At 36.8% G+C, this 6,732-nt stretch carries 8 protein-coding genes; 2 read left to right on the top strand and 6 right to left on the bottom strand.

All coding sequences use genetic code 11. From position 1 onward, the window contains the following. Positions 1 to 18 precede the first annotated feature (18 nt). Genes R3X26_RS18605 through R3X26_RS18595 form a run of 3 tightly spaced genes read right to left on the bottom strand, consistent with a single transcriptional unit; the run spans position 19 to position 1,800 of the window. Positions 19 to 669 (bottom strand): hypothetical protein, encoded by a 651-nt coding sequence (locus tag R3X26_RS18605; protein ID WP_317718820.1) that lies wholly within the window; start codon positions 667 to 669, stop codon positions 19 to 21. After that, positions 666 to 1,562 carry a site-specific integrase gene (locus R3X26_RS18600; protein WP_317718819.1) on the bottom strand — a complete coding sequence of 299 codons (897 nt, stop codon included), beginning with the start codon at positions 1,560 to 1,562 and terminating at the stop codon, positions 666 to 668. The genes R3X26_RS18605 and R3X26_RS18600 overlap by 4 nt, the downstream gene beginning before the upstream one ends. Further along, a complete protein-coding gene (locus R3X26_RS18595; RefSeq protein WP_317718818.1) occupies positions 1,555 to 1,800 on the bottom strand; it encodes a hypothetical protein in 246 nt (81 codons plus the stop codon). The genes R3X26_RS18600 and R3X26_RS18595 overlap by 8 nt, the downstream gene beginning before the upstream one ends. 868 nt (positions 1,801 to 2,668) lie before the next feature. Here R3X26_RS18595 and R3X26_RS18590 point away from each other — a divergent pair. Next, positions 2,669 to 3,265, top strand: a complete 597-nt coding sequence (locus R3X26_RS18590; RefSeq protein WP_317718817.1) for a hypothetical protein — start codon at positions 2,669 to 2,671, stop codon at positions 3,263 to 3,265. Between the two features lie 172 nt (positions 3,266 to 3,437). Here the strand turns inward: R3X26_RS18590 and R3X26_RS18585 are convergent, their stop codons facing one another. Continuing rightward, on the bottom strand, positions 3,438 to 3,878 hold the full coding sequence (locus R3X26_RS18585) for a recombinase family protein (RefSeq protein ID WP_317718816.1): 441 nt from the start codon (positions 3,876 to 3,878) through the stop codon (positions 3,438 to 3,440). Between the two features lie 1,030 nt (positions 3,879 to 4,908). On the opposite strand from R3X26_RS18585, the gene R3X26_RS18580 reads away from it, so the two are divergent. Further along, on the top strand, positions 4,909 to 5,385 hold the full coding sequence (locus R3X26_RS18580; protein ID WP_317718815.1) for a hypothetical protein: 477 nt from the start codon (positions 4,909 to 4,911) through the stop codon (positions 5,383 to 5,385). A gap of 92 nt (positions 5,386 to 5,477) precedes the next feature. On the opposite strand, the gene R3X26_RS18575 is transcribed toward R3X26_RS18580, so the two are convergent. After that, positions 5,478 to 5,774, bottom strand: coding sequence for a hypothetical protein (locus R3X26_RS18575; protein ID WP_317718814.1), 297 nt, complete (start codon positions 5,772 to 5,774; stop codon positions 5,478 to 5,480). Next, positions 5,764 to 6,414 (bottom strand): AAA family ATPase, encoded by a 651-nt coding sequence (locus R3X26_RS18570; RefSeq protein WP_317718813.1) that lies wholly within the window; start codon positions 6,412 to 6,414, stop codon positions 5,764 to 5,766. The genes R3X26_RS18575 and R3X26_RS18570 overlap by 11 nt, the downstream gene beginning before the upstream one ends. Positions 6,415 to 6,732 lie beyond the last annotated feature (318 nt).

The raw sequence follows: 6,732 nt of genomic DNA, 5'->3' as shown, positions 1-6,732 counted from the left end.
CTTTATTTTTTTTCTGTCTCAGTATTTCTTATGTTCTTTTGCTAATCTTGATAATTCTGTATATGTTATTTTTCTTCCATCTGTGAATTTCCAATCCATTTTTTCTAAGAATTCAGCTATTCGTTTTTTTTCTTGTCTCAATCTATCTCTTTGTCCTAATTTACTTTGGGTTTCTTGTTGTTGTCTACGTACTACATGATTCGCTTTTTTTAGGTTTTCATGTGATTCAACTTTTTGTATTTCTATTTGAGTTTGAATGGTGTGGAGTTCTTGAGCTTTTAGGTTTAGTTGTTTTGATTCTTGGGAGTGTTTGTTTTGAACTTCTTGTTCTATTTGGTCGCGGTATTCGCGTTTTATTTTCTCCATTTCTTCGGTTTTTTGTTCTAATTTTAGTTTGGCTTCTATTAAGGCTACATCCGATATCGTGCGTATTTTGTTGTAAATTGTTCCTAAAGTTAAAGCAGTGATTACCAGAAATATGTATATGTAACCCCAAGATTGCCATTGATACCAGAGCGTATTTGCGCCCTGTGCTAGCATTTTTGTCTCGTTTTGAATTGTTTTATCTACAAGCCATATTGCATCAGAAGGCGTTAACCAATCTACATATGGTGCAGCGAAAATTTGTATTAATCCAATTATAAGTAATGTTAGAACCCCTGCTTTCATCTTAGATATACCTCTGTAATATCTGGTCGAAAATGCCCGAGTTCTTGAGAAATAATCGTCATTACATCGATACGTTTAAAGTGATTAGCTAATTGTTCATAACGATTTTGAGCGTAGCTGTGGCGTAGGCCGTGAGCACCGTTTGAATAGCCTAGAGCGCGAGAACTCGCTTTGCTGAACGAATCAGAAAATTTGTGTCCTCCGGCTATGTTGTAGTGTGATTCGTAATTTATGCCTCTATCAATCACTGTTGTGGGTGTGTCGAGTCTACGTTCTTCTAAACGTTCCGATAAATGATTGGGGATTTGTACTTCACGAATAAGACCGCCTTTCCCGTCAATTGTGTAGGTTTTTGACTCATTGGGGAGGTGAGAAAATTTATTTGGGTGTACGTCCCGTGGGCTTGGATTCACTTCACCAGAAGGTCGTAGGGAGAGCAGCTCGTGAGCGCGTAGACCAGCTTCATAACAAAGTTGTACTGAGAGAGAGTGATGCTCAGTTTGGTGTTGAATGATTGCGCTGACTTGTTCCGGAGTATAAGAACGTGAGGATTTAATAGTATCGATTGAGGATTTTATAACATCAATTTTTTCTGTTTCTTTCAGTTCGTGAGTAACATTCTGCATCATGGCCTGGATAGCCTGACGATCCATATCGATGGTTTTTTGTGAACACTCTTGAGAACGTATTTCTAAATAAGTGTGCGCTTTCTCTAGGGTTATTTCTCGGAGAGAGCCTAGCTTAAATTCTTTTAAATACTCACAACAGGTTTTCAGTGCTTGCTCATAGTTTCTAGCCGTTCCAACTGACTCAATGACATTACCTTGTCCTTGCATTTCTTTCATTACAGAGGCGGCTTGAGTTTCTGATTTGGCGAAGTGCCCTCTAGCCATTACGTGTTACTCCTATGGAATGGAGGTAACGAAGGATAGTACTGCGAGCTGCATATTGATTATATTTATCTTTAAGATGTAATTGAATAAGCTCTAAAGAATAGTCGTGAGTGTACATTTTGGCTATTTCTGCACGAAACGGTTCTAATTTAGATGTGCGTTTTTTGTAGTTTTTCCCTTTGCGTAAAGTGCGTATTTTTTTGGCAGCCTCACCCGCTGCAATAGGATCAAAGCTCATAATAAATCTCGATGTGTGCGTAAGAACTAGCTAAATATTTTCGTAAAAATATTCAGACGGCATTGCCGTTCGCCATTTCGTTTTTAACGTAAAAACGGGCTGACTGTTCACACCTAAAACCGAGCACTATCCGCCAGTGAAAAGCGTTGTTGATTTATTGTTTTTGCTACTTTGAGATGCTCCGATGGTTCAACAATCATTGCCACCGTATACGATGTTAACTAGGTCGTACTCCCCTGAGACAAAATCATTTTTTAGTTCTCTGACTAAGCGCGGATTTGATTTTCGCAGACCAAACCAAAGTGGTTATAGAGGTCAGGCTTCTGCATAAAATGCAGAAAGGTAGCAAATTTCAGTATCACATTTAGACTTTCAATTTGCAAACTATTCATGTTGCATTTATTTTGTTGCAGCTCTTATGTTGCGTGAAATTAATATAAGCCTTATTAATACTCGCGCTATGTGGAATTTTTTAATTCTACATAGCGCGAGCAGGTTCGCGAAATTTTCGAAGCGTTCTTCCCGATTTTGTAATGCGAAGCGAACAAAAAGGGAGGGACTCTGAGTAAATTTGAAGGGGTATGCAGTGGTAATATTTTGGTTTGATTAATGTTCACAAGAAACATTCTGTGCAGGAATGAAAGAAAGCATAGTTCTTACTAGAAGCAGTGTTTTCTTTGCTGATTGGGATCAGATAGAGGTGATATTTCCAAACTCATTTCTGCCCCATTCCCACTTAGAATCAGAAATCTACTGTGCTCTGTTGAATAAATTTCCCTTAGAATAATTCATACGTTAATGTGTGATCTGGTCAAAAATAAGTAGGAGCTTAGATTAAAAAATGGATCATACGCAAACGGACTTAACAGTGCAGTCGTTCGAGATAGTTTATGGAAAAGCTGACTCCTACAGAGCAATGGATTTAGGAGAACTTTTAACGGAGGTAACTAGGCTATATAACGCTGCTCACAGTTTCCTCAAGGAATTAGATGAATCCCTTGTTTCAATGAACCCGACGGACACTCGAATTAATGAAATGCTCATATCTTTCGAACAGTATTTAGCAGAAGTTGTTAAAGCTGAAACTACTCGATGTAAGAAATATAAGCACGGGGAAATAAAAACAGAAGTGTACAGAAATTACCCTCTTTGTATGCACCAAGGTGGTTTGTACAGCTACATACCTTTGGATGTGGTCTCTTTATCTTACAACAGCCCTTTGAGTGTTGTGTATAAAGGCTCATTTATGGCGCTAGCTTTGTCAGTTGCAATTTGTGGTGGAGAGATTGACTTCGACATTAAGGCAGGCAAGATTAAGGCATCAACATCTGGGGTAGCTAATACTATTCGAGAGATCCGAGGAACTTTCATCAGCGAAGAATCTGTTAAATTGATTCAAGTTAGAGAGCGTGAGCTTCTAAGTGCTAAATACCCTGAAAATTTCGAAGAACCAGATGATTCTTAACATTTACACATAAAGCACTTACAAAACCTCTGCAGTTTCTAATTGGTCTTGTTACTGATAACAATGAGTCATCGTCTGAACCAGTCGAACCTGAAGGTGCTACCGAGGCTTAACTTAACTGTATTAGTTCAGACTAGATCTAAGCTTAAACTCGTTTTTGTCCAAAAACGTGTCACATATTCTTTTTTAATCTTCTGCGTATAGAATTAACGCTACTTAAAGTGAATTGATCCCCACGTTGTGGTTTAAATCCATTTTCATTCAACCATTCTGCTGTTTTGGTTGGAGTCAGACCTTCTTTCATCATCCTCAAAATTTCACGTTCGTAATTGTTTTGTTTATTTCCTTTTTCACTAGAAGTGATAGGAGCCTGTTTCAATGTTTTTTCTGAAACAGGTTTCTTTGTTTTTTTTGATTTAACTATAGGAGATGATTTGTCCGAAAAATAGTCTTTTATTTTGTCCGTACATATTGACTCTATTAGTGTTGAAATTTTCATATTATTTTGTACGGCAATTTCTTGCAATAATTCTTTGAAAGCCTTTGTGCACCTTAGTTCAAGCCTTTCTGATTTGTTTATTTTTGTACGTACATTTTGTTTTTTGTTTTTCATTTGATTTGTCCGTATTTTTGCTATTTTTTTGTCCGTACATTATATGTTTTTATTGTAAATTCTGCGAGAGTTTTAAACCGACATTAGATGGATTTATTTATTGTAATAGAGAAAAAACAATGAGGTTAAGGAGGGGTAATAATATGAAAAGTTGTTAATTTTAAACGTGACATAAAACTACACAAAGAAAGATGAAAAAACAGAGGTTACGGTAATAAATGAAGGTGAGATCAAATGCATTCCAATAGCCATTGTAAATGGCCTTAAAAGTGTCACAAACTTTCAAAGAGTTTTAGTCGTACATCTGCTTACCAAAGGTGTGAAAAACGGCTTCTTGTGCTTCTTAGAGCCCAAGATACCTGTTTTTAGAGGCTAAGTTGGCTATTTAACATAATGGACATTTAACGCACCTTATTATTGACTAACTTTAAACAATTTTGTCAGGGGTTTTGAGTTAAAATCTGTAGGTCGGGAGCAGTGAATCAAAATTGATTGTTCACCTCTGGTGTCAAAAATAATGTCCTCAACCTTAGTAATTTTATCGTTAATGATTATGGAAGAACCTATAGAAGGAATAGCCTGAAGCTCTATTTCAGCGGTGTCTTCACTGTTTTGTTTTTTGAACTTTAGAGTAACAAGGATCATAATAACTTCTTTTTTGTGATAATGATCACATTATACATGTAATTGTCAATGAAACAAAATGATCGCTGTAATTTTGACCAGTTTTAAGTGTATGAAGCCCAATGGAACGAAAACGTACGCTAACAAAAACAAATGTGCCATTTTAATCATGACACAGCCAGTAGTGACACATAGGTAATGACGTATGCTGATTTTTTGCGTGTTTTTTGCCAATAATCGTAGGGTCTACTTAAACGTAACGCCGTTCTAACTGGTTGATTTAATGATTAACGTACAAAACCGTACCGTTGGGTTTCATATCCCCATTAGTAGAGTTAGTTTTTTATCTAGTTTGAGCCTTATAGTATGATACTTCTTATTAGCCGATTCTTTTTGAGGTGTAGCGATGTCATTCGGTGTTGGTGTTTTTTGGGCTTTGTGTGGTGTTATTGCGGCCGTTTCTGCTAGCAACAAAGGGCGCAGTAGCTTCGGTTGGTTTTTTCTCGGTTTGTTATTAGGTCCGATTGGAGTTGTGTTGTCACTTGTCGTTAGCAAGCAAACTGAAGTTATCGAAGCTAAGGTTATTCAATCAGGCGAACAAAAAAAGTGTAAGTATTGCGCTGAGCTAATCAAATCTGAAGCCAAGCTATGTAAGCATTGCGGTAAAGAACAAAATGTAGATGTCTCTGATATATTGGCTTCTCGCGGAGTTTCTTCTGAACACAGAATGTTTCAGGATGCCATTTACAGTGATGATCTTAATCTTATCAATGAAATGCTTGACGCTGGATATGATATTAATTCATGTGACTTAGCTATATCACACATAGAATATGCAAAGCTTCATAATAAAACAGAAGTACTTAATCGATTAATAAAATAGGTCGCTCAGTTTAGTTAATTGAACATAAATTACGTAATCCGCATCTGAGTATTTGATGCCAATTCTATTGGGCTTAATCTCTATACATATACTCAGTACTTTTCTGCTGCATCTAACCCTAGTGTTCTTAAGTAGCTACCAAGTGGAAGCCCCATTTTTTTAGCTCCCTTTTCTAGTTCTTTTAGTTCATATCCATTGACAGGAACTTGTAATATTTTTCCTGTTAGTTTTACTTTTGTACCTGTTTCTTTATCAATATAGCTTGAACCTCTACGTTCATTTTTATCAAGATTATCTGATGTACCATCTACTTTTGCTTCATCAATAAACTTAGATAAATCGGTAGATTTACTTTTTTTCTTAATATCGGAAAATGGATTATTTGTCATTGATAGCCTCCATCAATTCATCAAATAAAGATTTGGCGTCTTCTCCAGCTTTAGTATCTTGTTCCCATTCTAAGACGCTCTGTCCTGACTCGTCTGCATCATCCCATCCATTTAAGTTCCTGGTGATGTGATTCAATGGGTTTAAGTTTAATGACATTAGAAGGTTCTTAGCTGCTTGAATTCTATACCCTTGGCTTGGTAGCGTGGGGGTTTGGGTTACACAGGTAAATACTTGGAGTTTATTATTTAAGGCTTGTGCTGTTTCTATAATTTCAGCCATAGCCGGAGCTACTTTTAAGTCTCTTCGTTTGGGTCTAAAGGGTAATATGGCTATATTTGCATAGGCAAGTGCAGAGCGCATAGCTTTAGAGTCAGCCCCTCCACAATCAATAACTATTGTCCCATAACGCTTATCTAAATCTTGAAGAGATTTAGTTAAATTTCCGGTCAATTCAATGCATGGAATTTGTGGTAAATCGCTCTCTGCTCTTTCTGCTGCCCATTCTGCCGTAGTACGTTGGGGATCTGCATCAATAAGCAGAGGATCACTATTGTCTTTGGATTTTAAATAAACTGCGAGAGTTTGAGCTAGACTACTTTTTCCTGAACCGCCTTTTTCATTGCAGATTACGAAGATCATTTTTATTCCATGTATACGTATATTTTACATATAGTATACGTATATTATACGTAAAATATACGTATACATGGGTTGTTTTTTGAGCGTTAAGTGTTGTTTATGAGAAAATTTGAAGGTGATTTTGTTATTGCGATCAACGCTTTGAAGGGATAATCTTAATGCAGATGTGAAAAAACCCGTCTAGCAGGACGGGTTTTTTCGGAAATACTTACTAGATTGGCGTCTGGTGTAAGTCCTTTCATGATAACTATATCGCGTAAGTACTTCAAGTTTTCCTGCACTCTGTTTGGATCAAGATGTTTTGGACAGAGCGATGCG

It is taken from the genome of Vibrio sp. TH_r3 (assembly GCF_033101115.1).
Taxonomy (GTDB): Bacteria; Pseudomonadota; Gammaproteobacteria; order Enterobacterales; family Vibrionaceae; genus Vibrio.
This window is presented reverse-complemented; position numbering and strand designations above follow the sequence as displayed.